17 protein-coding genes are annotated in these 24,512 nt (G+C 58.7%); 13 read left to right on the top strand and 4 right to left on the bottom strand.

The annotated features are described in order from the left end of the window. The first annotated feature begins 98 nt into the window (after nt 1-98). From bamD to AB6729_RS17620, 8 genes are all read left to right on the top strand, one after another. Nucleotides 99-1,910 (top strand): outer membrane protein assembly factor BamD, encoded by a 1,812-nt coding sequence (gene bamD / locus AB6729_RS17585; protein WP_371082963.1) that lies wholly within the window; start codon nt 99-101, stop codon nt 1,908-1,910. 540 nt (nt 1,911-2,450) lie between these two features. Beyond that, a complete protein-coding gene (locus tag AB6729_RS17590; RefSeq protein WP_371082964.1) occupies nt 2,451-3,671 on the top strand; it encodes an esterase in 1,221 nt (406 codons plus the stop codon). A gap of 151 nt (nt 3,672-3,822) precedes the next feature. Then, nucleotides 3,823-4,362, top strand: a complete 540-nt coding sequence (locus AB6729_RS17595; RefSeq protein ID WP_371082965.1) for an inorganic diphosphatase — start codon at nt 3,823-3,825, stop codon at nt 4,360-4,362. Between the two features lie 54 nt (nt 4,363-4,416). Further along, nucleotides 4,417-7,170 (top strand): valine--tRNA ligase, encoded by a 2,754-nt coding sequence (locus tag AB6729_RS17600; RefSeq protein WP_371082966.1) that lies wholly within the window; start codon nt 4,417-4,419, stop codon nt 7,168-7,170. 546 nt (nt 7,171-7,716) lie between these two features. Continuing rightward, nucleotides 7,717-8,793: a TIGR03435 family protein gene (locus tag AB6729_RS17605; protein ID WP_371082967.1), complete on the top strand. Its 1,077-nt coding sequence runs from the start codon at nt 7,717-7,719 to the stop codon at nt 8,791-8,793. A 120-nt stretch (nt 8,794-8,913) separates the two neighbouring features. Continuing rightward, nucleotides 8,914-10,077 carry a TIGR03435 family protein gene (locus AB6729_RS17610; RefSeq protein ID WP_371082968.1) on the top strand — a complete coding sequence of 388 codons (1,164 nt, stop codon included), beginning with the start codon at nt 8,914-8,916 and terminating at the stop codon, nt 10,075-10,077. Between the two features lie 12 nt (nt 10,078-10,089). Beyond that, nucleotides 10,090-13,134, top strand: coding sequence for a carboxypeptidase regulatory-like domain-containing protein (locus AB6729_RS17615; protein ID WP_371082969.1), 3,045 nt, complete (start codon nt 10,090-10,092; stop codon nt 13,132-13,134). 2 nt (nt 13,135-13,136) lie between these two features. Continuing rightward, nucleotides 13,137-15,281: a VWA domain-containing protein gene (locus tag AB6729_RS17620; protein WP_371082970.1), complete on the top strand. Its 2,145-nt coding sequence runs from the start codon at nt 13,137-13,139 to the stop codon at nt 15,279-15,281. 99 nt (nt 15,282-15,380) lie between these two features. On the opposite strand, the gene AB6729_RS17625 is transcribed toward AB6729_RS17620, so the two are convergent. From AB6729_RS17625 to AB6729_RS17635, 3 genes are read right to left on the bottom strand one after another with little or no spacing between them, the layout of a single operon-like run. Next, a complete protein-coding gene (locus tag AB6729_RS17625; RefSeq protein ID WP_371082971.1) occupies nt 15,381-16,409 on the bottom strand; it encodes an Atu2307/SP_0267 family LLM class monooxygenase in 1,029 nt (342 codons plus the stop codon). A gap of 40 nt (nt 16,410-16,449) precedes the next feature. Continuing rightward, entirely contained in the window at nt 16,450-17,721 is a 1,272-nt protein-coding gene (locus AB6729_RS17630; RefSeq protein ID WP_371082972.1) for an EAL and HDOD domain-containing protein, read from the bottom strand. A 57-nt stretch (nt 17,722-17,778) separates the two neighbouring features. Next, complete coding sequence (locus AB6729_RS17635; RefSeq protein WP_371082973.1) at nt 17,779-18,672, bottom strand: DMT family transporter; 894 nt, start codon at nt 18,670-18,672, stop codon at nt 17,779-17,781. 70 nt (nt 18,673-18,742) lie between these two features. Between AB6729_RS17635 and AB6729_RS17640 the strand changes: the two genes are divergently transcribed. From AB6729_RS17640 to AB6729_RS17660, 5 genes are all read left to right on the top strand, one after another. Next, nucleotides 18,743-19,675, top strand: coding sequence for a LysR family transcriptional regulator (locus AB6729_RS17640; protein WP_371082974.1), 933 nt, complete (start codon nt 18,743-18,745; stop codon nt 19,673-19,675). Nucleotides 19,676-19,827: 152 nt separating this feature from the next. After that, on the top strand, nt 19,828-20,637 hold the full coding sequence (locus AB6729_RS17645) for a helix-turn-helix domain-containing protein (RefSeq protein WP_371082975.1): 810 nt from the start codon (nt 19,828-19,830) through the stop codon (nt 20,635-20,637). Nucleotides 20,638-20,808: 171 nt separating this feature from the next. Next, nucleotides 20,809-21,156 carry a hypothetical protein gene (locus tag AB6729_RS17650; RefSeq protein WP_371082976.1) on the top strand — a complete coding sequence of 116 codons (348 nt, stop codon included), beginning with the start codon at nt 20,809-20,811 and terminating at the stop codon, nt 21,154-21,156. 87 nt (nt 21,157-21,243) lie between these two features. Then, nucleotides 21,244-21,870 (top strand): NAD(P)-dependent oxidoreductase, encoded by a 627-nt coding sequence (locus tag AB6729_RS17655; RefSeq protein ID WP_371082977.1) that lies wholly within the window; start codon nt 21,244-21,246, stop codon nt 21,868-21,870. Nucleotides 21,871-22,003: 133 nt separating this feature from the next. Further along, nucleotides 22,004-22,477 carry a hypothetical protein gene (locus AB6729_RS17660; protein ID WP_371082978.1) on the top strand — a complete coding sequence of 158 codons (474 nt, stop codon included), beginning with the start codon at nt 22,004-22,006 and terminating at the stop codon, nt 22,475-22,477. Nucleotides 22,478-22,769: 292 nt separating this feature from the next. On the opposite strand, the gene guaB is transcribed toward AB6729_RS17660, so the two are convergent. Continuing rightward, entirely contained in the window at nt 22,770-24,287 is a 1,518-nt protein-coding gene (gene guaB / locus AB6729_RS17665; protein WP_371082979.1) for an IMP dehydrogenase, read from the bottom strand. Nucleotides 24,288-24,512: the final 225 nt, after the last annotated feature.

Below are 24,512 nucleotides of genomic sequence, written 5' to 3' on the forward strand. Positions count from 1 at the left end.
TTATCCGCCGAGGCGTCCAAAACGGATAACAGGCTTTAGAATGAATTGAGCTTTATTCCGGCAGCAAGACTGGCCGCCGGACCCAGGGGTTTTCAGGCATGGTTTCACTCTTCGGGAAGACGGCACTGCCGCGTTCCTTCTTCATTCGCCGTGGCGTTGCGGTCGCTCTTTTGATGGGCGGTATCGCGGCTTCCGCATGCGCGCAGCAGTCGCTTCCTCCGGGAACCACCTCCGCCACACCCGACGACCAGACGCCCACCGCCGTCCTCAGCAATAACTCCGGCAAGAAGACGCGTAAGTCCACGGAAGAGAAGAAGGACGACAAGGTCGTCAAGTCAAAGGACACCGTCAAGAGCGAGAAGGCCCGCAAGCAGCAGATGAAGGTGAATCCGCTGGGCGACGTCAAGAGCTCGCAGCCGGACAAGCTGCTGTATGACAAGGCGATGGTCGCCATCAACAAGGGCCGCTTCGAAGTCGCCCGCCTTGATCTGCAGACGCTGCTCTCCACCTATCCGGATTCTGAATACCAGATGCGTTCCAAGCTGGCGTTCGCCGACAGCTGGTATCGCGAAGGCGGCAGCGCCGCGCTGGCACAGGCTGAAACCGAATACCACGACTTCATCATCTTCTTCCCGAATGCACCGGAAGCCGCGGAAGCGCAGATGCGCATCGGCGACATCTACTTCAAGCAGATGGACCGCCCCGACCGCGACTATACCAAGGGCATCCACGCGCAGGAAGAGTACCGCACCATGCTCGCGCAGTACCCGGATTCCTCGCTGATTCCGGAGGCCAAGCAGCATCTGCGTGAAGTGCAGGAAGTGCTTGCCCAGCGCGAACATTCCATCGGCGAGTTCTACGCCACCCACGAGAACTGGGTCGCAAGCATTGCACGTCTGCAGACCGTGGTCGACAGCTATCCGCTTTACAGCCACATTGACCAGGTGCTCATCAGCCTGGGCGATGCCTACGAAGCGCAGTCGCGCTTCATCCGCACACTGCAACTGCCGGAAGACGCAAAGGCACGCCTGCTGAGGACCTATGACGATCAGGCTGCTGCTGCTTACACTCGCGTGGCCACGCAGTACGCTGCATCGCCCCACGTGGAGGATGCGCGCGACCGTCTGGACGCCATGAACCGGCCCATTCCGGAGCCCACGCCGGAGCAGCTTGCTGCCAGCCAGGCACTGGAAGACAGCCGTCAGACATACACGCTGGCCAATCGCGCCAAGGGCCTGATCTTCCGCGGACCGGACACCGTGCAGACCGCCCGTATCGGTGATCCCACGTTGTCTGACCCCAAGGCGACGGTTGCGCCGGAAGTGGCCCGTCGCAGCGAAGCCGCTTACAAGGCCGCACTCGATCCTAAGGCCACCATGCCAGCCGTTGGCAAGAATGCTCCTGCGGCCAGTGAAGCTCCTGCTGCCGATGCTCCCGCTGCCGGAACTACCGCTGGAGCCGGAAGCGCGCCTGCCTCGTTGCAGGACATTCCTGCTACAGACAGCGTTGCACCCACCTCTGCCGGTAGCAGCTTTACCGATACCCCGACGGGCGTTGCCACACCGACCTCCACCGGCGGCAGCCGCAGCACCGGCGTGACTATCCTCTCGCCCGGAGCCACGGACAGCACTGGCAACTCCTCCACACCGCCGCCCGCTGGCAGCGTCCCGGCTGGCACCATCTCCGGTGTAGGCCCACGGAGCAACACAGAACTGCCCGCAGTGGAAAAGGCCGCGGATGCGCCGGAGACCGTGAACGACGTCGCCGGACAGAAGACACCCGCTGGTCAGGCTCCTGTACTGGATAAGAACGGCAAGCCCAAGAAGGTGAAGCCGCAGATCGATAAGGACGAAGAGTCCTCCAGCACGCAGAAGAAAAAGAAGGGTCTCAAGAAGCTCAACCCCTTCTAAACATCTGCAGCACGTTTAGAACGCGAAACCCCGCCATCCATCGGCGGGGTTACGCTTTTCGCAACAAGCGAAGCTCAAACGGACGAAGTCCGTCCAGCGAAGCTCTTAGTTTGTCCAGCGAAGCTCGTACGGTCGAAGACCGTCATTCTGAGCGGAGCGAAGAATCCCGGCAGAGTCTCTCGCAGCAAAAAAGCCAAACGCTTTCAGGCGACAAGTCCGGGTCCCCAGGTTCGCGAAGCTAACCTGGGTATTCGTGCGAAGCACGAAGACCGTCATCCTGAGCGAAACGCAGTGGAGCCGAAGGACCTGCATTCTTTTCGCACCACTACGATGCGACCGGGAGCGGGTGCCCCACATCTCGATCCTGAGATGTGGGCCAGCTTCGCAAAGCGAAGCTCTAACGCACAACGTGCGTCTTCTCCTGGAGGGGGCAGGGCTTAAGGACTTCACAGACGAAGTGCGGCTTCAGCCGCCGAGGGAATGCAACTCCAAACCATTTTCCATGACGCACAAAACAGCAACGCGCTACACTTGCAATCCATGCGACCCCTAAGCCTGTTCGCCGCCGCCTGTTTTGCTGTTCTACCTCTTGCCCATGCACAGACCGCGTCCTCTCCCGCCTCCGCGCAGGGCATGGTCGCTCCACCGCAGATCATCTCGCCTGATGTTGCGACCGACGGCACGGTGACCTTCCGCGTCGAAGCGCCCAACGCGAAAAAGGTCACGGTCACGGTAGAAGGCATGGCCAAGGCCGTGGACATGCAGCAGAACCAGAACAACGGCGTATGGGAGGCCACCGTCGGCCCACTGCGCGCCGATTACTACGGCTACACCTTCGCCATTGACGGCAAACGCACACTCGATCCGCGCAACGCGGACATCCGCCCCAACCTCATCAGCCCCACCACCGTCGTCCACATCCCCGGAGCCACGCCGCTCCCGTGGGAGATGCAGGACATCCCGCACGGCGAAGTCACACACATCTACTACCGCTCAAAGCTTGTTACTCCCAGCGCGGACGACGACGGCTACCGCAGCATCTGGGTCTACACACCGCCGGGTTACGACGCCAAACGCAAAGAGAAGTACCCCGTCCTCTATCTGAACCACGGCTACTCCGACGACTCCAACGGATGGACGCAGGCAGGCCAGGCGAACCTCATCATGGACTCGCTTCTGCATGACGGCAAGATCAAGCCGATGGTCGTCGTTATGCCGCTGGGCTATGGCACCATGTCCATCGTGCACGCGGGGTGGAACCGCGTCGGCAGCATGATCTGGAAGAACCAGCAGCTTTATGCCGACCAGCTTCTGCATGAGGTCATCCCCATGGCCGAAGCGCGTTACAACATCGCAAAAGATCGCAATCACCGCGCAATTGCAGGATTGTCGATGGGCGGTGGCCACAGCATCTACACCGGCCTCAACCACCCGGAGACCTTCGCATATGTTGGGGCTTTCTCCTCGGCCGTCATCTCACCCGCTTTTGAAGCGAACGGCTGGCGTCCCGCAGTGGATGGTGCGGAACTCGACAAGGGATTCGATGCGATTGTCCCGAATGCGAAGACGCAGCAGCCGGTAAAACTCTTCTGGATGAGCTGCGGCACGGAAGACTCGCTCATGCCCGCCAACCGCGCCTTCGGCAAGTGGGCGAAGACAAACATCAAGGGCGATGTGCAGACCCGCGAAACCCCCGGCATGCACACCTGGATGGTCTGGCGCGATGACCTGGTGGACTTCACTCCATTGCTGTTCCGCTAGAACTTGGAAATGAGAAAGAGAACGCAGTGGTCGCCGTGATCACTGCGTTTTCCTTTTCTCCTGAATTGCTGAACGGCGACGAGTTTCCTCCAACCTGACACCACGTTTATTACTGCGCACCCATCCAACGAAACGTGCAGGAGGTAAGCGCGTGAGTTCTCTGGCAGATCCAACCGGCTTAAAGCCGATCGACAAAAAAGAGGGTCTGGTTCAGGTCATCATTGAAACGCCCGCAGCAAGTCGCAATAAGTTCGCCTTCGATCCAGATCGGAAAATCTTCGCGCTGAAGAAAGTTCTCCCAGCTGGCATGACCTTCCCCTATGACTTCGGATTTCTGCCACGGACAAAGGCCGGCGATGGCGATCCCATTGATGTCCTGCTCCTGATGGATGTGCCTGCCTATCCCGGTATCTCGGTAATGGCGCGCCTCATCGGCGTCATCGAAGGGGAGCAGATCGATGGTAAGAAGAAGATTCGCAATGATCGCCTGGTCGCCGTCGCAGAGGCGAATCACATGTACGCGAACGTGAAGAAGCTGAACGACCTTCCGCGCAAGTGGATCACTGAGTTGGAGGTGTTCTTCGTGAACTACCACAATCTGGAAGGCAAGAAGTTCAGGCTTCTTGGCACAAAGGGCGCAGACACCGCCATGAAACTCATTCGGCAGGCGGAAAAGGCAGTGAAGGGGTAAGCGCGAGTCATTCACGGTATCCTGAAAGGAGCGCACAACAGCGCTCCTTTTCTTATGCCGAACGAACTTCCCAAAGCCTACGACCCCGCCGCCATCGAACAGAAATGGGCGGACTTCTGGGTCACTGAAAAACTCTTCGATACCCCGCTGAACCAGCCCTCCGATGGCCGCAAGCCCTTTGTCATGCTGCTGCCGCCGCCCAATGTCACGGGCCGTCTGCACATGGGCCACATGCTCAACCAGACGGAGATGGATATTCTCGCTCGCTGGCACCGCATGTTGGGCGAAGAAAGCGTCTGGGTGCCCGGCACCGACCACGCCGGCATCGCCACGCAGATGATGGTGGAAAAGCAGCTCAAGGCGGAAGGCGCCAACCGCAAAGAGCTTGGCCGCGACGCGTTCCTTGAGCGTGTCTGGCAGTGGAAGTCGCAGTACGGCGGCGCCATCACCACGCAGATGAAGCGCCTCGGTGCCAGTGTCGATTGGGGCCGCGAATACTTCACCATGGACGAGAACCTGTCCAACGCTGTGACGGAAGCCTTCGTGCGCCTGCATGAACAGGGCCTCATCTATCGCGGCAGCTACATCGTCAACTGGGACCCCGTCCAGCAGACGGCCGTGTCCGACCTCGAAGTCGAACACAAGGAAACCGTCGGCAAGATTTATCACCTGCGCTATCCCTTCGCGGACGGCAGCGGCTCCATCGTGATTGCAACCACGCGCCCTGAGACCATGCTCGGTGACGTTGCCGTTGTGGTGAACCCGGATGACGAACGTTACAAGGCACTCCTCGGCAAGACCATCAAGCTGCCTCTCGTAGGCCGCGAAATTCCGCTGCTTGCCGATGAATGGGCCAAGCCTGAGTTCGGTACTGGCGCGGTGAAGGTCACACCCGCACACGATCCCAATGACTACGAGATCGGCAAGCGTCATTCATTAGCCGAACTAACCATCATGGACGAGACCGCGCACATTGACCTGCCCGGTTCGCCGTATCACGGTCTCGATCGCTACGAAGCACGCAAGCGCATCCTCGAAGACCTGGAAGCGCAGGGCCTGCTCGTTGAAGTGAAGGACCACACGCTGGCCATCGCCACATCGCAGCGCAGTGGCGCCGTCATTGAGCCGCGCCTGTCCATGCAGTGGTTTATCAAAATTCAGCCGCTTGCAGACAAGGCCATCGCCGCAGTTGAAGAAGGCCACATCAAGTTCACGCCGCCCATGTACGCCAAGACGTACTTTGAGTGGATGCGCAACATCCACGACTGGTGCATCTCACGCCAGCTCTGGTGGGGCCACCGCATCCCGGCATATCACTGCCCGCAATGCGGAACAACATGCGTTGCACGCACACGCCCTGAAAAGTGCGGCTCCTGCGATCACGCAGAACTGCAGCAGGAAACCGACGTCCTCGACACATGGTTCTCCTCAGGCCTTCTGCCGTTCACGGTCTTCGGCTGGCCGGAACCAACAGAAGACTCTGCAAAGTTCTATCCGACGGACCTTCTCGTCACGGGCTTTGACATCCTCTTCTTCTGGGTCGCGCGCATGATCATGCTGGGCACGCACTTCATGCTCGACGTGCCCATGCCCGACGGCAGCAAGCGCGAACTGAAAGACGCCGTACCCTTCCGCGACGTGTACATCCACGCACTCGTGCGCGACGCGGACCGCCAGAAGATGTCCAAGACCAAGGGCAACGTGGTTGACCCCATCTCGATCATTGAGCGCTTCGGTACAGACGCAGTGCGCTTCACACTCGCATCGCAGGCATCGCCCGGCACGGACATCGCCTTTAGCGAAGCCCGCACCGAAGGCTATCGTGCCTTCGCCAACAAGATCTGGAACGCCGCACGCTTCCTCTTCCTGCAGATCGACCGCGCACGCACCGCCGGTTACAAGATGACGATGGGCGCAGCCAACCCCGTTGGTGCTCTGCCGGAGATCACACCCATTGAAACGCGTTGGATCTTTGCGCGCCTCAACGCGGTCACGGTCGAAGTGGACAAGGCGCTGAAGGACTACCGCTTCGACGAAGCCGCCAACGCTGTCTACCAGTTCTTCTGGGGCGAGTTCTGCGATTGGTACCTCGAACTCGTCAAGCTGCGCCTCGACTTCCCGGAAGTGCAGGAAGGCGAGCAGCCCATCCAGAACCCAGAGACGGCCATCTCGCTCGCAGGTCTGGTCGGCGTGTTCGAAGCATCGCTGCGTCTGTTGTCGCCGTTCATGCCCTTCCTCACAGAAGAGTTGTGGCACGCGCTGTACGAGGGCAAGCCTTACGCAAAGAGTATCGCGCTCACACGCTTCCCGCAGCCCAGCGATTTCCCGGCAGACGACACCGCTGTCTCCGCCATCAGCACGTTGCAGGAACTCATCGTCACCATCCGCGGCCTGCGCAAAGACCTGGGCGTTCCCGAAAAGGAACCAACTCCCATCCTTGTCCACGGCGACCACCGCACCCTCGCGCTCGCCGACGCACACCGCGACATGCTGGCAAAACTCGCGCGCGTCAGCGATGTGGACTTTGCCTCAGAAACACTCACCGGAACCGACGCACGTTCCGGCGTAGGTTTTGACGTACGTGTGGTCTACGAGCGACAGATCGATGTCCCCGCAGAACGCGAACGCCTGACCAAGGAGATCACCAAGCTCACCAAAGGGTTAGAGGCAGCCAACCGCCAGCTTGGCAACGAAGCTTTCCTCGTCAAGGCTCCGGCAAACGTCATCGAAGGCCTGAAGAAACAGCAGTCTGAGACGCAGTTGCTGTATGACAAGGCAAAGGCCGCGCTCGAAGCCCTGCCCGCATAAACGCATAAGTACATAGCAAGCCAATGGGATGCCGGACTTAGCAATAAGTCCGGCATCCCGTTTTCGTCTTTGCGATGCGCCTCTTGTAGAACTCTGGGGAGCCCATAGCCGCGTTGAGTGTCTATATCGCCAGCCGTAAGAGTATTTGTATTGCGGCAGGAGCACGCAAGAAGATTTTTGATTGCATATAGCAAACTACATAGGTACTATTGGCACGTCCAAAGGAGTTATCGACTGACGTAGCTTCAGGCGTTTGGCTTTAAAGGACAAACCGAGCAGCAACTGAATTATTAGGAACAAGCTGATTGTCGGGCAAAAAAGAGACACAACAGACCCATATCTGAATTTTTCGAAAACGATTGCAATTTTTCCAAACCAAACTCACGCTGCCGCGTATATCTAGGTGCAGCCCTTTAATCTGGTTCCTTCGGGAGTAACTTCATGCGCTTTGGTGTATCCGCCCGCATCGCGTTTGCCGCAGTCATATGTACGGCTCTTCCTTGTACCGTCGTGTCTGTGCGAGCAGCATGGGGTCAAGCTGCTGTTGTGAAAACGGACATTGCGGACACGTGGCAGGGAACACTGCATGTAGGCAGAGACCTGCGCACCGTGGTGAAGATCAGCAAGACTGCGGACGGCAAGCTGAAGGCGCAGTTCTACAGCATCGACCAGAATCCGCGCCCCATCGACATCACGGACACGATCTTCCACGATGGCGAACTGACGCTCAAGGTGGACGCGATCGGCGGCGTCTACACCGGCAAGATGGCGCCGGACGGCAGCACGATTACCGGCGAATGGAAGCAGGGTGACAAGCCGCTGCCCTTGATCCTGGCCCGCACCACAAAAGAAACGGCATGGGCTATCCCGGAACCGCCGAAGCCGGTCCCACCCATGGCCGCTGACGCCGATCCCACCTGGGACGTCGCCACGGTGAAACCGGCACCGCCGGACGAAAGGGGCAAGGGCTTTGGTGGTCCACCGCGCCACTTCGGCACGCGCAACACCACCCTGAACGACCTCGTCATGTTTGCCTACCACGTAAACACCAAGCAGATCATCAATGGTCCAGCCTGGATGGAGTCCGACAAGTTCGATATCACTACCGGCGAACCAAATCTTCCCGGCTCGCCCAGTGACGAACAGGTGAGCTCCATGATGCGTAAGTTGCTAGCGGATCGCTTTGGCCTGAAGTTCCATAAGGACCACAGGGAGATGTCTGCCTACGTGCTGACTGTGGCTAAAGGCGGGCCGAAACTCACCGCCAGTCACTCAGATCCTCATGAGGGTTCGTCGTTTTACTTCCCGGGCAAACTTGGCAACCTGGTCTTCCGCAACCAGACCATGGATAACTTCGCCATATGGATGCAGAACGGCGTCTTTGATCGCCCTGTGGTGAACCGCACTGGAATCCCAGGGCGCTTTGACGGCACCCTGAAATGGACTCCGGATGAGACGCAGTTCCAGATCTTCGGCGTAAAGATCGTCCCGGACGAATCGGCTGACGCACCACCGCCCATCACGCCTGCCATGGAGCAGCAGATGGGCCTGAAGCTGAGCGCAGAGAAGACATCTGTGGAGGTCATGGTGCTCGACCATGTTGAGAAGCCAGGTGACAATTAACCACCTCTGAAGCGGCAGAAAGGGCGTTCTGACGGAATGAAAAGAATTTGTGGAACGAACTCTCTTTCTCTGCGTATATCCCTGTGCAGCCCTGTAACCTAAACCTTTAGGAGTTCCTCCATGCGTCACCTAACCTTTGCCTTGCTTGCCTTCAGCGTAGTCAGCCTTCCGTCTATGCGGCTGCACGCTGCTGCCGGACAGGCCGTCGCGGCAAAGACCAATATCGACGACACCTGGCAGGGAACGCTGCACGCGGACAAAGACCTTCGCACCGTCATCAAGATCAGCAAAGCGGCGGACGGCAAGTTGAAGACGCAGTTCTTCAGCATCGATCAGGGCGGACGTCCCATCCCTGTGGATGGCACCACATTTCAGGGCGGCCAACTGGTTCTGAAGATCGATGCCATTGACGGCCTTTACACCGGCACCCTCTCGCCCGACGGAACTACGATCACAGGCCAGTGGAAACAAGGCGACAAGCCTCTTCCCCTGATTTTTGTGCGCGCCACAGCGGACACAGCATGGGCTATCCCGGAACCGCCCAAGGCCGTTCCACCTATGGCCGAAGACGCGAACCCGTCCTGGGATGTCGCCACCATCAAACCAGCCCCACCCGACGAAAAAGGCAAGGGCTTCGGTGGTCCACCACGCCATTTCCAAACGCGCAACACCACGCTGAATGACATGATCAGCTTCGCCTACAACGTGAACCCGAAGCAGATCGTCGGTGGCCCGGCATGGATGGAAACAGATAAGTACGACATCGTCACAGGCGAACCGGATGTTCCCGGGAATCCCACCGGCGCACAGGCAAAAGCGATGCTGCGCAAACTGATGGCGCAGCGTTTCGGCCTGAAGTTCCACGAAGGCAAGCAGCAGATGTCCGCCTACGTTCTCTCCGTTGCAAAGGACGGCGTCAAGATGACGAAGACCGATGGCGACGAACACAGCGGTGGTGGATTCCAGTTCACTAAGTTGGGCCATCTCATCATGCGCAATCAGACCATGGATGACATCTGCCACGGCTTCCAGGGCGCGGTGTTTGATCGCCCGGTGGTGAACCATACAGGTCTGCAGGGCCGTTACAACGGCACGCTCACATGGACGCCGGACGAAACGCAGTTCGCTGTCTTCAACGTAAAAATTGTGCCGGATGAATCACCGGATGCGCCACCGCCAATCTTCACTGCCATCCAGCAGCAGAGCGGCTTGAAGCTCGACGCGGAAAAGACCGCCGTTGATGTCATGATCCTCGACCACGTCGAAAAACCAAGCGAGAACTGATTGATCCGATCATTGTCCATTCAGTCGAAGGCGCGTCCTTCCGCAGCGGTACTGCTGTTGTGTCTCTCTGCAGTCACAGCCTCTGCCGCGGAGCATCACGGACGCATACTCACCAACGGTCTGCCGCTTCCCGGCGTAACCGTCACGGCCACGCAGGGCGACAAGAAACTGGTCGCCACCACCGATGCGCAGGGCATCTTCCAGTTCCCCACGATTGATGCGGGCGAATGGCACCTCCACATGGAGATGCAGGGCTTCCGCGTTGTCGATGCCACGGTGACTATCCCGGAGACAACGCCTGCAGCCCCAGTGGAGTTGCAGATGATGCCACTGGCAGAGGTGCTTGCCTCGGCCAAGGCCATGTTGCCCAACGCGCCAGCACCTGTGGTTACGGCAACAGCAGAAAAGCCCGCGGCAAAGGGCAAGGCGAAGGATGCAGGAGACAACTCCGCCCCGCCACCGCCACCCTCTGACTCAGCCGCTTCGGCCGAGCCGGACAAGAGCGCCGACGGCATGTTGATCAACGGCAGTGAGAACAACGCCGCCACCAGCAAGTATTCGTTGGCACAGGCCTTCGGTTCACGCCGCGCCGGCAGCAAGAGCCTCTATAACGGCAGCGTCGGCTTCCAGCTCAGCGCGTCGCCGTTTGATGCCAAGCCATACTCCGTGTCTGGCCTGCAATTGCCCAAGCCGTCGTACACACAGTTCACTGGCATCGCCACCATAGGCGGCCCCATCCGCATCCCGCATCTCTTTTACAACGGGCCAAACTTCTTCGTCGGCTACCAGTGGACACGCGACAACAGCGCCACCAGCTACACCGGTCTTGTGCCCACAACGGATCAGCGTAACGGAATTGTGGCCGGCACCATTGTCAATCCGGCAACCGGCCTGCCTGTCGTTGGCCCCGTGCCCATCAGCCAGCAGGCCGCGGCGCTGTTGGCGCTCTATCCGTTACCCAACATCACCGGCAACACCAGCTACAACTACCAGACACAAGCAGTGACCGGTGTTCACGCCGACGCTCTGCAATCGCGCCTGGACAAGTCCATCGGTCGCCGCGATTCGTTCTTCGGCGGATTCGCCTTCCGCAACCTGCGTTCGGATAACGCAAACCTCTTCCAGTTCCGCGACGCCACACGCACACTCGGTATCGACACCAACGTGCACTGGCAGCATCGCTTCCCGCACCAGTTGTTCGTCGACACCAGCTATCGCTTCACGCGCCTGCGTACCAACGTCGCACCGTTCTTCGCCAACCGCACCAACATCAGCGGCAACGCGGGTATCACCGGTAACAATCAGGACCCCACCAACTGGGGCCCGCCGACACTGGGCTTCTCCAGCGGCATCGCCGGGCTCACGGATGGCATCAGTGCCTTCGACCGCAACCGCACCGATGCGCTCTCCGTCGAAGCCACATGGACACATCGCCGCCACACCGTGACCTTCGGTGGCGACTTCCGCCGGCAGGAGTTCAACCAGCTCGCACAATCCAACCCGCGCGGTGCCTTTACCTTCACCGGCGCTGCCTCTGGATCGGACTTCGCAGACTTCCTCTTCGGCGCGCCCTCTGCCAGCAGAGTCGCCTATGGCAACGCGGACAAATACTTCCGCCAGTCCGTCAGCGATCTCTTCGTCACAGACGATTGGCGCATCAAGCCTGAGCTCACGCTCACCACCGGCATCCGCTGGGATTACGGCGCACCGAATACTGAGTTGAAGGGCCGCCTCGTCAACCTGGATGTCGCGCCGGGATTCACCAGCGCCCAGCCGGTACTTGGTTACAGCCCCGTCGGCCCCGTCACCGGCCAGCACTATCCCTCCTCGCTGGTGCGTCCGGACTTCCGCAAATTCCAGCCGCGCTTTGGTTTCGCGTGGCGTCCATTGCCCGCGCAACCGCTCGTCATCCGCGGCGGCTACGGCATTTACGTGGACACGTCTGTCTATCTCAACGCGGCAGAGTCCATGTCGCAGCAATCGCCGCTGTCCACCAGCCTCAACGTCTCGCGCAGCGCAACCTGCCCGCTCACCCTGGCCAACGGTTTCATCAACTGCGCCGGAACAACCTCGAACACCTTTGCCATCGACCCCAACTTCCGCACCGGCTACGCGCAAACATGGAAGTTGAGTGTGCAGCAGGATCTCCCCGGCTCCATCGTGCTCACCGGAACATATCTCGGTTCCAAGGGAACGCATGTGCCGCAGGAATTCCTGCCCAACACTTATGCGCCCGGCGGCACACCCACCTGCGCCTCCTGCCCGCGCGGCTTCGTCTATCGCACCTCGTACGCCAACGCCATCCGACACGCGGGTGAAATACAGTTGCGCCGCCGTCTTCGCAGCGGCTTCACCGCCACGCTGGATTACCTCTACGCGCACTCCATCGACAACGCCGCATTCCTCGGCGGTGGAGGCACCAACGCATCCGCCGTCTCTTCCGCTCTCACGGCGTATCAAACGCCGGCTGAATCCGTTGCGCAGAACTGGCAGAACCTCCGCGCCGAACGCAGCCGTTCCTCCTTCGATCAGCGTCATCTGTTGAAGTTCACGCTGCAATACACCAGTGGCACCGGCATGGGCGGCGGAACACTCATGACCGGCTGGCGCGGCAAACTGCTCAAGCAGTGGACCATCGCATCGTCGTTCAGTGCAGGCAGCGGTCTCCCGCAAACACCTATCGTCGTGTCCACGATCCCCGGCACAGGCTTCACCAACATCCTTCGCCCCAACCGCACCGGTGCGGACCTCTACGCAGCACCGGCGGGTTACCATCTCAACTCCGCCGCATACGCAACGCCGTCGAATGGCCAGTTTGGTAACTCAGGCCGTTACTCCATCGAAGGCCCCAACGCCATCACGCTCGATAGCTCACTGGCGCGCGTCTTCAAATTCCGCGATCCATACAGCTTCGAATTGCGTGTTGACAGCACCAACCTGTTGAACCACGTGGTGTATACCGGATGGGTCACCACCACCAACAGCACCACCTTCGGCCTGCCTGCCTCAGCCAAGGACATGCGTCAATTTCAACTCAGCGGGAGGCTTCGCTTCTAATCATGAAATCTCTCGTACTCATCGCAACCCTCGCGCTCGCAACCTCGGCCGTATCGCAGCAGATTGGCACCAATCAGCCGCAGGGCCAGGACGGTTCTTACACGCTGAGCGTCAAGTCGCAGCTCGTCACCGAAGCCGTCGTGATCAAGGACAAGAGCGGCAAGTTCATCCCGAACCTTACCGCCAACGACTTCACCATCACAGAAGACGGCACACCGCAGAAGATCCGCGTCTTCGAGCATGAATCGCTGCCCATCGACGCGGAGCCATTGCCAAAGCAGGATCCGAACGACGAAAAGGTCAAGATATACAAGAAGCTGGCGCGCACCTCGTTCCAGCAGTCTGCGCAGTACAAGGACAAGCGCCTCATCGCCATGTACTTCGACATGTCGGCCATGCGCCCGGACGATCAGTTGCGCGCATTGCAGTCCGCGGAAAAGTTCATTCGCACGCAGATGACCTCTGCCGATCTTGTCTCCATCCTGCGTTATCAGGGTGGTTCCGTCGACGTGTTGCAGGACTTCTCGCAGGACCGCAACAAGATGCTCTCCATCCTCGAAACCATGATCGTGGGCGAAGGGCAGGGCAATGACGAATCCGTCAGCGACGACAGCAGCGCAGATGTAGGCGCGGCCTTCGGTCAGGATGGTGGCGAGTTCAACATCTTCAACACAGACCGTCAGCTCTCCGCATTGCAGACAGCAGCCAGCATGCTCGGCGCCATGAACGAGAAGAAGATCCTTCTCTACTTCGCCAGCGGCCTGCGCCTGAACGGCAACGACAACCAGGCGCAGCTTCATGCAACGGTGGAAGCTGCTGTGAAATCCGGCGTCGCTTTCTGGCCCATTGATGCACGTGGCCTCGTCGCAGGCGCACCGCTTGGTGATGCATCACAGGGTTCGCCCGGTGGCCAGGGCATGTACAGTGGCACAGCCGCTACCGCCGTCAACGATCGCTTCCAGCAATCGCAGGACACGCTGTACGCGCTCGCCGCAGACACTGGCGGCAAAGCTTTCTTCGACAACAACGACCTCAACGCAGGCATCGTCCGTGCGCAGAAGGCCATCACGGACTACTACCTCATCGGCTACTACACGACGAACACCTCGCTCAACGGCGCCTTCCGCAAAATCAAGATTACCGTCGCAGATTCACTCAACGCCTCGCTCGACTACCGCAAGGGCTATTACGCGAATAAGGAATTTGGTAAGTTCAACGGCACGGAAAAAGAGCGTCAACTCGAAGACGCGCTCATGCTCGGCGACCCCATTACCGAACTCACCATTGCGATGGAGTTGAATTACTTCCAGCTCAATCGCGCGGAATACTTCGTCCCGCTCACGGTCAAGATTCCTGGCCGCGAACTCGCACTCGCAAAGAAGTTCGGCAGTGAACACACCGTCATCGACTTCGTTTGCGAAATCAAGGACGAAATCGGCGGCAACACCGTCACCAACCTCCGCGACAACGTCGACGTCAAGATCAGCGACGCCACCGCCGCCGAACTTACGAAGCGTCCCATCGAATACAGCACCGGCGTCACGCTGCTGCCGGGCCGTTACAGCATCAAGTTCCTCGCACGCGACGACGAAACGGGCCGCATCGGCACCTATCAGACCAGCTTCATCATTCCGAACCTGAACAAGGAAACGAAGAAGCTGCCCATCAGTTCCGTCATCCTCAGCAATCAGCGCGTCGACACCAAATCCGCACTCTTCAACACCATGAAGGGCAAGGACCAGGCGAAGTCAGATGCAGTGAATCCGCTGATGAGCGCCGAAGGCAAACTTATCCCGTCGGTCACACGTGTTTTCCGCACAGACCGCGATCTTGAGATTCTGCTGCACGCCTATCAGGGCGCACCGGCGGCTCCTGCAGCCGCCCCGGCTACACCCGGCGCTGCTGCTCCGGCGCAGGGACCTCTGGTGGCATACGTCTCGATCTTCCGCGATGGCAAAAAGGCAATGGAAACACAGGCCGTCAAGGCAGAACCCATCGCCAACAGTCGCCTCGGCACCACACCCATCCGCATGAAGGTGCCGCTCACCAACCTCACCACAGGTGAGTACGACATCCAGGTCACCGTCCTCGACCCTGCAGGCAACCGCATCGCCACATGGCGAGGCCCCATGGCCATCGCCCGCTAAGCGGAAACCAACCAACAACACCAAGGGCACGGATACATCCGTGCCCTTGGTGCATTTCAGCAATAACAACCAGCGAAGTCAGCAAACGCTGAAGGAAGATCACTTCTCCCGCAACACCGGAGCCACCTTCTCACCCAGCAACTCAATACCACGCATCATCGGCGCATGCCGCAGAGCAGCAACACTCATCTGGAACGTCACACGATCTAGTCCACCCAGGTCCTCGCTCATCTGCGCCACCTTATCGGCAACGAACGAAGGCTCACCCACCATCAGCGCACCCTTCGGCCTGCGCAGCGCCTCAAACTGCCCACGCGTTACCGGAGGCCAACCGCGCTCCTTCCCAATCTTCGTAAACGCAGCAGCATATCCGGGAAAGAACGCATCCGCAGCAGCCTGATCGGTATCACCCACAAGACCCAGCACATGCACGCCAACCTTCAGCACATCGTCGCCATAACCAGCGCGCTTGCCCGCCTCACGATACAAATCGATCAACGGACGAAACCGATGCGGCTCACCACCAATGATCGCCACCATCAGCGGCAATCCCAGCGCCCCGGCGCGGGCAAACGAAGCAGGCGTTCCACCCACGCCCAGCCACACCGGCAGCTTCTCCTGCAGAGGACGCGGAAACACACCCTGCCCCGTCAACGCAGCACGATGCTTGCCGCTCCAGTTCACGTAAGTCTCATCACGCAGCTTCAGCAACAGGTCGAGCTTTTCGATGAACAGGTCGTCGTAGTCTTCCAGCTTCAGACCAAACAGCGGAAACGACTCAATGAAAGACCCGCGCCCCACCACAATCTCCGCACGTCCACCACTGATCAGATCCAGCGTGGCAAACTCCTGGTGCACCCGCACCGGATCAGCCGCGCTCAGCACGGTCACAGCGCTGCCCAGACGAATGTTCTTCGTCCGCGTCGCTGCCGCAGCCAGAATGACAGCGGGCGCCGCATCCAGATACTCCTCGCGATGATGTTCGCCAAGCCCGAAGAAATCCAGGCCAGCCTTATCGGCCAGTTCAATCTCTTCCAGCAGCCGCGCCATACGCACCGCCGCAGTGGGCGTTTCATGGGTGATGGGGTCTTCAACAAGAGCAGCGAAACTATCGATTCCGATTTGCATAACACCCATAGGATGCGTGCATCAGGAAAAAGATTCGATATCAAACAAATACGTCCTGCGCATGGCGCAGGATCTCTGCGGCCCACGCCTGCGACTCCAGCAAAAACTCCGCTGCTCTTGCTTCCGGCAGATGCAGGATGGCTGCGGAGCGTTCCATCTGGCCCCAGAGTCCTCGTTCACAACCCTCCGCCAGCTCCAGTAAGCGGCGATAGAGGTTGTCCGCGCCATCCAGCGCAGCAGACATCTCCTCCGTCATACGCAGCATCTGGTTGGCCTCTTCCCCTGTGATCTGCAGCGTCTTGCGCACCACGCTCATCATGCCAAACAGGTACATCTCTCCCGCTTCCATGCCCATCGCAACGCCCAGCAATTCACACAGCCGCGCGCGCTGCAGAATGAACCGAATCGGCTCCAGCGAGGTGCCACCAGAGAACTCCGTCGCCAGCGCCAGCGTAGCCAGCCGTCGGAACTGCTCTTCGCCAATCATGGCCAGCGCACTGTCCAGACTTTTCACCGGCTGTCGCAACCCCAGCGCCGCGGAATTCGCCACACGCAACACGCGATACGAAATCGAAGGTTCTTCCTTCAGCAGTTGCAGAATCCTCGTCCGATCCATCTCCGCCTGGCTCAGCTCCGCCAGAAAACGCAGCTTGTTGACCACTGCTGTCAGTGAAGGCCGCGCCATCACCACAGGCCGCATAAAGAAGTACCCCTGGAACAGATGAAATCCTTCATCCATCGCCTGTTGCACTTCTGCTTCCGTCTCCACCTTCTCCGCCACAAAACGGATGTTGTGATACTTCAGCCGATACATCAATCGGATGCGCTCTCTCGCGGTACTCGTGCGAAAGTCCAGCTTGATGTAGTTCGCAAAGGGAATCAGGTGCTCCCACTTTTCCGTGAAGTCAAAGTCATCCAGTGCAATGCCGTAACCCATCATGCTCAACTCCCGGCACGCATAAATGAATTCGGTATCGACCTCGGAATCTTCCAGCACTTCCAGCACCGTTCCATGCGGCAGCACAGCAGGCATGCGGTTCAGCATCAGCGCGCGCGTACAGTTCACAAACGGAATCGACTCACCCACAATCGAGTCCAGCCCAAAGCTCACCGCGTTATCCAGAATCTGTCGCGACGCCGCCTCGCCATCTGCGCAGAAGCTGTTCTCCCATCCAGAACGAAACAGCAACTCATAGCCAAACGTACGACGCATCCGGTCCACAATCGGCTGACGCGCCACAAATCGGCAAAACCCGCCCGCCGGTAGCGGCGCCTTCTGTTGTTCTCCCACCCACTGTGAACGAAATGACATCAACGTTCCTATCGGCAGCCATCCGCGATTGCTTCACTATCAATTTCTTTGTGCCCTTCACGCTTCCTGCAAAGCAGGTTTCGGTGCTGGCCGCCGATTCAGCAGCACCAGTCCCAGTACCACCACGACCGCACCCACATAGGCAATCGGAGCAATCGACTCATGCGCCACCGCTCCCCACAAAATGCCCCACAGCGGCAGCAGATACGTTACGGCAACCACCTGCGTTGCAGAAACATGCGCCAGCAGGTGGTAGTACAGCAGGTAAGCAACACCGCTTCCCGCCAATCCCAGCACCAGAACAGCCAGCACAGAACTAAGAGGAATCTGTGCCGGATGCGGCCCCATCAGTGCCACCGGCGTCAGCATCAGTGCCGACAGCGAAAGCTGCGTCGTTGCCAGCCCAATCGGATCCAGCCCCTGCAGCTTCGCCTTGGCAATCACCGTCGCAATCGCATATCCCAGCGCACCCACGGCAATCACCGCCGCGCCCAACAGCTGTTCATGTCCCGTTCCGCCAGCATTGTCCGAGTGTTGCGATGTCACCACCACCGCCACACCTGCAAATCCAAGCAGCACGCCGACGATCGTGTGCATCTGCGCGCGCGTCTTCGTCACGGCCAACGACAGCAGCAGCGTCCAGATTGGCGTGGTGCCATTAATCACCGCAGCCACACTGCTCGGAACAACACGTTCTCCCCACGCAAAGCAGAAGAAGGGAAGCGCGTTATTCGTCAGCGCCACCAGGAACAGCCAGAAAAACAAACGACGTGGCGGCAGCTTCTTACGAGCAAGCAGCAACACTACCCACAGAAACGCGGCGCCCGTTGCACTGCGCAACAAACCCACCCACACTGGCGGAAAGGCAACATCCGCAATGCGGATCATCAGAAATGAAATTCCCCACACAGCGGAAAGCAGCAACAGTTGGGCCACATAGCGTGTCTTCATGACAAAAGCTTCGCCTCTTCCTGCCATCGTGTCCAATGAATTGATATGATCGGTTGCATCGGAAATAACGATGGAAAATCTTCTCGATCTTCGGCAGGTTCGGACTTTTGTAGAGGTGGCCTGCACACGCAGCTTCACCCGCGCTGCGGCTCAACTTCACTATGCGCAGTCCAGTGTAACGGCGCAGGTGCAGGCGCTTGAGTCCGATCTTGGTCTACCGTTGTTCAATCGTCTCGGCCGCCAGGTGGAGTTAACAGACGCAGGCCGCCAGTTTCTCATCCACGCGGAAAAGCTCATCTGCACAGCAGAACAGGCGCGTCTCTCCGTCCAGAAGGACGATCGTATCGTTGGCCCTCTCGTCGTCAGCGCAGCGGAAAGTCTGCTGACGTATCGCATGCCGGAGTTGCTGCGTGTCTTTCAGGCCACCTATCCGGATGTGCGCCTCACCCTTCATGCCGATCTCTCCTGTGCCACCAGTACCGTTCAGGAACCCGGCGTTGATTTAGGCATCTCCATCGACGAGCCCATCCAGTCGCCGTCTCTCCTCGTGCAGAAACTACGCAGGGAGCGCGTGCTCGCACTCGTCGCCGCAGAGCATCCTCTCGCAAAGAAAAAGAAGCTCACCGCCTCAGACATTGCACAGGAGCAGATACTCCTCACCGAACGCTCCTGCAGCTATCGCGCCGTCTTCGAACGCGCCATGTCGCAGGACGGTGGCCGCGTAAACCGCGTACTTGAATTCGCAAGTGTTGAAGCGCTGAAGCAATGCGCCATGGTCCGCATGGGCGTTGCCGTACTCCCGGAATTAGTCGTTGCTGCAGAACTGCAACGAGGTTCACTGGTAGCACTGGCATGGCCCCCAAAACCGGTCTACGTCTACACGCAATTGGTACGGCACCGCGATAAGTGGTTCTCTCCGGTAATGCAGGCCTTCTGGACCATGGCGCAACAGTTGATCGAAAACCCTGCCAAATCCCGCAGAGAATCAACTCCAACAAAATAAGCGATAGAGACCTGTCCGGGTGCCCCAGGTTCGCGAAGCTAACCTGGGTTATCGCGCAAAGCGCGATCCTCACGTCTCGCATGCCAGCTTACAAAGGCAGGCAAGATCAAATTAACGAGTCGCCGCTCGGAGGCCGCTCATCCAAAACAGCGATGAGCGAGATGCGTTATTTCGTCCACCAACCAGGCGGCGTTCTCCGCCGCTATGTGCGCGAAATCCTGTACGTCCACTCAGAGCATCCCCGGGTTCAGGTTCTGCTGCCGGAGACCACGCTCACTCTCGTCTTGCGGCAGTCTGGTTTTGCATCGATGCAAAACGAGGCACTTCCCAACGCAATTATCTCGGGCCTGCAACAACGAACCCGCTTCATTGAGCACGCGGCGAACTCCTCGCTGGTGATCGTTCGATTCACTGAGGTTGGCGCACCGGCAATACTGCATGATCGCGCAGACCTTCTCTACAACCAGACGGCATCACTTGATTCCGTCCTGCCACGGCGAGAGATCGACCATATCCAGAACGTTCTTACCAGTACCCGCAAGCAGCAACAGCACTTCATGGCGGTAGAACGCTTTCTCGTCAGTCGTATCCGCACACGGAACGGAATCGTTCAGCAGGGTGTCTCTCCCCAGATCGAGGCGGCCGCGCAGAGGATCCGCAGTACGCAAGGCCGGTCTTCCATCGCCGCAATCGCGCGTCATGCCGCCATGAGCCAAAGCGCACTGGAACGGCATTTTCGTGCTGTGGTCGGCACAACCCCGAAGAAGCTCAGCCGGTTGGCACGTTTGCAGCATGTCTGCAGACTCTGGGACAAAGGAAAGTCTCTTACAGAGATTTCCTTTGAAGCCGGCTACTGCGATCAATCGCACATGGTGCGCGATTTCCGGCTCTTCACCGGTACATCACCGGAGGAGTTTTTTCGCGAAGCGCCTTCACACAATCTGCCGATTTTTTCCAATTAGCGACCCTCCTTCCTTGGCTACCTTCGAGGAATGAGACTCCCTCTCTTCCGGACGGCCCGCATCTCCATCCGCTATGGAGTGGCATGTCTGTACCCGCTTGTGCTGCTCGCCTGCTTTGCCATTCTTTGTCAAACCGCTCGCGCTCAGATAACCAGCTCCAAGGAGAAACCGATGAAGCACTATGCCCTGATCTTCTATTCCACACGCACGCTCACTCACGAAGAGCAGAAGCAGCGTCCAGTTGATATCGCAGGTTGGGTCAAACAGGTTACGGATATGGGGATTACGCTCGACCCGCGAAATTTTGGAGAGGTCGAAGCTGACTTCTCCGCACCGGGGAGTGAGTCTGGCCCCGGTAATGGGTCAAGTGATCTCGTGATGGTCACAATTGTTTTCTTTGACTCAGCGGACCCGGATCAGGCTGTCAACATTGCACGGATGCATCCTGGCCCGCGCTACGGCGTCGCCGTCAAACTGCGCGAATGGACTCCACCCCGGCAGACTTTGGCAACGCAATGAACGAATGTGGCCTTATTGCCTGCGAAGCAATGCATTCATCGCAGAATGCCGACTGAAGCATGACGGCGGGATGGAAAGGAATGATCGATGAAGCTGATAGTTCTGGGTGCCACGGGTGGCATCGGAGTTGAAATTGTTCGGCAGGCAATGGAGCGTGGTCATTCCATCACAGCCTTTGTCCGCACGTCTGGGCAACTCAGCACGCTTGCCGGGCGCATTCAACTCATTCAAGGCAACGTGATGGATGCTACGGAACTTGGCAGAGCACTGGAAGGCCACGACGGAGTCCTGTCGGCGTTCGGACCTCGCCTGCCTTTGTCGAAGGAAGATGCCGACCTGTTGGAACGCTTCGCCACAACGTTGACGAACGCGATGCTGCGAACAACAGTAAGGCGCGCGGTCATCGTATCGACAGCATTTCTATTCAAGGATTCCATCATTCCGCCCACCTATTTGTTTGGCCGTCTGTTCTTTCCCAGTGTTGTTGCCGATGCCGCGGCGATGGAGCGGATTGTGATAGCGAGTGGACTTGACTGGACCCTGGTGCGTCCACCGCAGCTCACTGACAAACCGCAGACAGGGCGGTATCGCGTGCGGGAAGAACATCTACCCGCCTTCGGTTTCAAGATCGCGCGTGCTGACGTTGCAGATTTTATGATCCAGTGCGTTGAGAACCATGCGTCGAGTCGCAAGATCGTTGGCTTGAGTAACTGACCAAAGCGCAACTTGGACAGCGCATATCGCCACTTCAGATTGAGGTTGAATCATGACGATCTATACGGGCGTTCTCTTTGTTCACACGATAGCCGTCCTTGTTCTCACAGCGGGCCTGACGGTGGAAGCATGGATGCTCTTTCAACTCAGACGAGCTTCGAACTCAGCCGAAGTTCGCTCGTGGACGGCTCCGGTTCCGGTGCTCACCGCGGCCAGCATAGGTTCCCTGGTGATGGTGTATGTCACGGGAGCCTATCTGACAGAAAGCTTGAGGGCATGGGAACTCGCCTGGCCCAGATTCGCGGTGCTGGAAATTATCTTGTTTGCAGGTTTGGGCGCGCTGACAGGAAGGCGGCTACGCGCAATCCGAAGACTTTGCAACAGCGTGGCAGAAAAGGAATCCGCGCTGAAGACCAGGTTACGAAGTCCCCTGCTGAAAATTCTGTTGAACATCCGTATTTGGATTGTTATCGGAACACTTTTGCTGATGGCAGCCAAGCCAGGATTCAGTGAATCACTGAGCATTGTGGTGGCATCGGTCTTACTCGGATGGGTTTCTTCGCTGGTAACGTTCAGGCGATGGGGAGCAGGCTTTACTGATGTGTGAACCGCTGCAACCAAAGGAAACGCCGAGCAACCAGGGCCGCACGAAATCTGTCAAGCCCCTGAACGACTCAACCTAAACAAACCAAAAGAAATAGAGTTGGCATGTTACTTCTTGCGAATCGATAAAATGGAAATAGAAACAAAAGGGCCGCGCAGAAGCGCGGCCCTAACTCTTTTAGGAAGACGATTTTGCCCTAAATCCAATGGGCAGACGATTTTAGCGGCACCGGCGCCGTAACCCCAATAGAAAGACGATTTTAGAAAAACAAGGGGGAGGGGTACCCCTCCCTGCCCTACTCCACGTGATAGTTCGGTGCTTCCCGCGTGATGATCACGTCGTGCACATGCGACTCGCGCAATCCAGCGCCGGAAATACGCACAAACCGCGCATTCTCCTGCAATTCCGGGATCGACGAGCAGCCCAGATAGCCCATGCCGGAACGCAGGCCGCCCACAAGCTGGTAGACCATGTCACCTAGAGGCCCACGATAGGGAACGCGTCCCTCGATGCCCTCCGGTACGAACTTGTTCAGCCGGTTATTCGCGGTTGGTTCCGGAGCGGTCAGAGAAGGCTTCGGGCCTCCGCTGAGGTCGTCCTTGCCCTGGAAGTAGCGCTCGCCGGAACCCTGCGCCATGGCCGAAAGCGATCCCATGCCGCGATACGCCTTGAAGCTGCGGCCCTGGTACAGAATCGTCTCGCCCGGAGATTCGTCCACACCGGCGAAGAGCGATCCAACCATGATGCAACCAGCACCTGCGGCAATCGCCTTGGTGATATCGCCGGAATACTTGATACCGCCATCGGCAATCACGGTAATGCCACGTTCCTTGGCCGCACGATAAGCCTCGCTGATCGCGGTGATCTGCGGCATACCGGCGCCGGTGACCATGCGCGTGGTGCAGATGGAACCGGGACCAATGCCCACCTTCACGGCATCCGCGCCCGCATCGATCAGGGCGATGCAGCCATCATAGGTGGCAATGTTACCTGCCAGCAGGTCCACATTAGGGAAGCGCCGCTTGCACTCGCGCACGGCTTCCAGCACGCGGCTGGAGTGGCCATGAGCGGAGTCGATGGCCAGAGCGTCCACGTTCTCCTCCACCAGTGCGGCCGCGCGCTCCAGGAAGTCGCCGGTAGCGCCAATGGCCCCCGCCACCCGCAGTCGTCCCTGCTCATCCTTGCAAGCATTCGGATATTTCAGCTTCTTCTGAATGTCCTTAACAGTGATCAGACCCTTCAACTCGTAGTTGTCATTGACCACCAGCAGCTTCTCCACGCGGTGCTGATGCAGAATGTGCTCTGCATCTTCCAGCGTGGTGCCCACCGGAACAGTGATCAGCTTCTCCTTCGTCATCACGTCGCTGACAGGAATGTCCGTGCGCGAGACGAAGCGGAGATCGCGGTTGGTCAGAATGCCGACCAGCTTCTTGTTCTTGGTAACCGGAACACCGCTGATCTTGTACTTGCGCATGACTTCCAGCGCGGCAGCGACGGGCGCTTCCGGCTCAATGGTCACAGGATCGACGATCATACCGCTCTCACTGCGCTTCACCTTGTCGATCTCGGCGGCCTGCTGCTCAATGGAGAGGTTACGATGCACCACGCCCATGCCACCGGCCTGCGCCATGGCAATAGCCAGCCGCGACTCGGTAACGGTGTCCATGGCGGCGGAAAGCAGAGGTGTATTCAGGGTGATACGGGAGGTAAGTCGGGTAGAGGTACTCACTTGGGTTGGCACCACATCCGAGAAGGCAGGTACCAGGAGGACGTCGTCAAACGTCAGGGCTTCGGGAATCGCGCTCAATAGCATAAAGTTCCATAGATTGTAGTCCTATTGCGTTGCGGCGCAACTGGCACACCCTCCTGGAGGAAGCCGGATACCGCGCAATCCTCCGCCGCAGGACCAGGGGAAAGCGCTGCCAAGTCAACCCATGAACGGCCAGTTTGCGTCTCAGTGCAGAAACGCAAACGATCCCCCTCTTGGAGTTCCAACACGGATGATTAGGCATTGGCAGACTGGATCTGGCGGTTTACG

This window comes from Terriglobus sp. RCC_193 (assembly GCF_041355105.1).
Lineage (GTDB): Bacteria > Acidobacteriota > Terriglobia > Terriglobales > Acidobacteriaceae > Terriglobus.